Below are 3559 nucleotides of genomic sequence, written 5' to 3'. Positions count from 1 at the left end.
GAGAGTAAGTCATCGCCAGCTCATTATTCAAACACCCCCAACTAACGTTGGGGGTGTTTTTTTATGTGGAAAGATAAGTAGAAAAAAAGTTTAAAACCAGATATTTACAATAATAAATTATGTGAAAAATACAGCATATATCAAATTATCATAAATTGTAGCAAGTTTATTTGGTCGAATTTATCTACAACTTTAGTCTAGGTTTTTAAGAAAATTAACCAGAGTTAAGTTTTTGCTGTAGACAAAAAGTGAATATTGATTCATTTTATATACAAAAGTGAATAACCATTCATTTTTTATAAAATAAAAAGCTCACAATTGGAGGTGAGGGAAAAATGACAGCAACAACAATGAATGTGAATGCTGTAGTGGATCAAGCAAAGTTTAAACCTTTTCATTTAAAAATTGTACTTTGGTGCGTATTTATCGTTATTTTTGACGGTTATGATTTGGCGATTAACGGTGTGGCTTTACCACTACTGATGCAAGAATGGAATATGACGGCTGTACAGGCAGGTATGCTTGCGAGTACAGCGCTAGCAGGTATGATGTTTGGCGCCATGTTGTTTGGCATGTTGGCAGACAAAATTGGCCGTAAAAATGTCATCTTAATTTGTGTGACGTTATTTAGTGGCTTTACTTTTTGGGGTGGCTTCGCATCCAACCCAACAGAGTTTGGTATTTTACGTTTTATTGCAGGTTTAGGGATTGGCGGGGTATTGCCTAACCTTGTGGCCTTAACCTCTGAATATGCACCACAAAAAATGCGTAGTACCTTAGTCACTACTATGTTCAGCGGCTATGCCGTGGGTGGCATTATGGCTGCCTTACTTGGTGCATGGTTGACGCCTAGCTTTGGCTGGGAAGTGATGTTCTATATTGCGGGATTACCGTTACTTATTTTGCCTTTGTTGTGGTTTTTCTTACCAGAATCTTTAACCTTTTTGGTGAAAAAACAGCAACATGAAAAAGCGCGACATATCGTCCAGCAAATTAGTCCACAAGAACATATTAGTCCTCAAACACAATTTGTATTAAATGAAGTACAAACCGCAGATGCCTCGATTGCAGCCTTATTTAAAAATAACCGCAGTATGAGTACCTTGCTCTTTTGGTGCTGCTTCTTTATGTGTTTGTTGATGGTTTATGCTTTAGGCAGTTGGTTGCCAAAACTGATGATGGCGGCAGGTTATTCATTGGGTAACAGTTTAATGTTCTTGATGGCTATGAATATTGGCGCAGTGATCGGAACTATCAGTGGCGGGATTTTAGCAGACCGTTTCCACTTAAAACCTGTGATTATTGGCATGTTTTTATTGGGGGCATTCTCTCTAGTGGGTCTAGGCTTCAATTCACCACAGCCTGTAATTTATTTATTGGTCGGCTTAGCGGGTGCTTCTGCCATTGGCAGCAGTATTTTACTGTATAGCTTTGTTGCACAGTATTATCCACTCACGATTCGTTCGACAGGTATCGGTTGTGCTTCTGCAGTGGGGCGTGTCGGTGCGATTGTAGGCCCTATTATCATTGGCGTACTTTTGGGTATGAATTTACCGCATAAAATGAACTTTTTGGCGGTGGCGATTCCTGCGGTGATTGGTGCAATTGCAGTGGCAATGATTCGTTTACAAAGTACATCAAAGGTGGTGAGTGAGCCAAGTGTGGTCAAAAAAGCCAGTCGATCTTATAGTTAATTGATCGTTAATATTGTGGGACTTTGAAATTAAGGAGCATCGCTCCTTAATTTTTTGCCTATTTACTTTGTAGAAGATTCAAGTAAGAAAGTGTATAGCGATACATTTCTATTATGCTCAGGGTGAGTTTCATTGGTTATGATGTCTTGATTAGCTCAAGCTAAGATTGAATAAATAGAGGAGCAATTAGGATGCTTAAGATGAATCGGCAACACTATGGATTTATAGGTCTAGTTACATTGGGTTTAATCACAGGGTGTAATGCACAAGTTCAGCCGAAACAGAACTCGGCTACTTTAGAGTCAAAATCAACTTCTGCACAAAACTTACAACGCTATCAAGTACAGCCAATTGCAGATTTTAATGAGCCGTGGGCATTGACAGAGTTACCAGATGGACGTCTATTAATTACAGAAAAAGCGGGGAAATTAAAACTTTTTAATCCAAAAACAGTTCAAAGCTTAGATGTTCAAGCTATCCCTGAAGTGGCTTATGGCGGACAAGGTGGTTTGGGTGATGTCATTTTAGATCCTGAATTTAAACAGAATCAGCAGATTTATTTAAGTTATGCAGAAGCGGGTACGGGTGGTTACGGTGCAGTCGTGATTCGGGGCAAGCTCTTATTGGATGCTAAACCCACGCCAAAACTTGCCCAAATTCAAAGAATCTGGCAGCAAGTGCCGAAAGTTTCAGGACAGGGACATTATGCACATCGTATAAAGTTTGGTGCAGATGGCAAATTATGGATAAGTTCTGGTGAACGACAAAAGTTTGAACCTGCTCAGGATTTAAAATCTAATTTAGGCAAAATTTTGCGTTTAAATGCAGATGGCACAACCCCTTTAGACAATCCATTTCAAACACATGGCGAGATTGCCAAACAAGTCTGGAGTTTGGGGCATCGCAACCCTTTGGGCATGGCATTTGATTCCGCAGGGCAGCTTTGGGTTGCAGAAATGGGACCTAAAGGTGGCGATGAGTTGAATCTGATTGCCAAGGGCGAAAACTATGGCTATCCGCTGGTGTCGAATGGTGATCACTATAATGGTTTGCCAATTCCAGACCATGCGACTCGTCCTGAATTTACAGCCCCAGTTCTGGATTGGACGCCTGTCATCTCTCCTTCAAGTTTGATGTTTTATACGGGAGATGTATTTCCACACTGGAAGCATAAAGCCATTCTTGGTGGTTTATCTTCAAAAGCAATTATTGTAGTGGATACACAAGCACAGCCTGTTCGGGAGCTACAGCGAATCGCGATGGGGCAGCGGATTCGTGGCGTACTCCAAGCGCAGGATGGCAATATTTGGGTGATTGAAGATGGTCAATCTGCCAGATTGCTTAAATTGGTGGCTCCATAAAATGCCTTTCTTCAGGTCTAAACATATTTTAGGGTGGGACAAAAAACAGATAGAAAAAAGCCCCAACATCATGTCGGGGCTTTTTCAGATTTATGTTTAGGTATTACTCCTGTTATACCTTTCAGCGTCCTGCCGTTATATTATTTATTATTGTTATTCTTGCTTTTTGAAACATCCTGTGTAAGCGTCCGCTGAATCCCATACCTATTTTTTAATTCGATTTAGGTTTCCAGCAGTGCGGCAGCAATTCTTCAATTTGGGTCACTTTGTGTGTCGGTAACCTTTTCAGCACATCACTTAAATAGGCATACGGATCCAAGCCATTCAGCTTTGCTGACTGGATTAACGTCATGATGTTTGCCGCTCGCTGACAACTGCGCAGCGAACCTGCAAACAGCCAGTCTTGCGCCCCAACGCCTAGGGACGCATCTGATTGTCGGGTAGTCAGACGCAGTTACCTACGTCCAACCCCCTAAGAACCGTGCATGCGAGTTTCCCAGCACA

At 41.2% G+C, this 3559-nt stretch carries 2 protein-coding genes and 1 pseudogene; 2 read left to right on the top strand and 1 reads right to left on the bottom strand.

All coding sequences use genetic code 11. From position 1 onward, the window contains the following. The first annotated feature begins 335 nt into the window (after positions 1–335). A complete protein-coding gene (locus tag CF596_RS14205) occupies positions 336–1694 on the top strand; it encodes an aromatic acid/H+ symport family MFS transporter (protein ID WP_096902848.1) in 1359 nt (452 codons plus the stop codon). Between the two features lie 191 nt (positions 1695–1885). After that, entirely contained in the window at positions 1886–3055 is a 1170-nt protein-coding gene (locus CF596_RS14200) for a PQQ-dependent sugar dehydrogenase (RefSeq protein ID WP_004680194.1), read from the top strand. Between the two features lie 211 nt (positions 3056–3266). On the opposite strand, the pseudogene CF596_RS14195 reads toward CF596_RS14200, so the two are convergent. Next, positions 3267–3493: pseudogene (locus CF596_RS14195) on the bottom strand (transposase domain-containing protein); the annotation flags it as partial. Positions 3494–3559 lie beyond the last annotated feature (66 nt).

The organism is Acinetobacter sp. YT-02, assembly GCF_002412355.1.
In the GTDB taxonomy this organism is placed as follows: domain Bacteria; phylum Pseudomonadota; class Gammaproteobacteria; order Pseudomonadales; family Moraxellaceae; genus Acinetobacter; species Acinetobacter towneri.
This window is presented reverse-complemented; position numbering and strand designations above follow the sequence as displayed.

What these genes read in the sequence shown, in the direction of transcription:
- CF596_RS14205 (WP_096902848.1), top strand. Translation starts at nt 336, where the DNA reads ATGACAGCAACAACAATGAATGTGAATGCTGTAGTGGATCAAGCAAAG.
- CF596_RS14200 (WP_004680194.1), top strand. Translation starts at nt 1,886, where the DNA reads ATGCTTAAGATGAATCGGCAACACTATGGATTTATAGGTCTAGTTACA.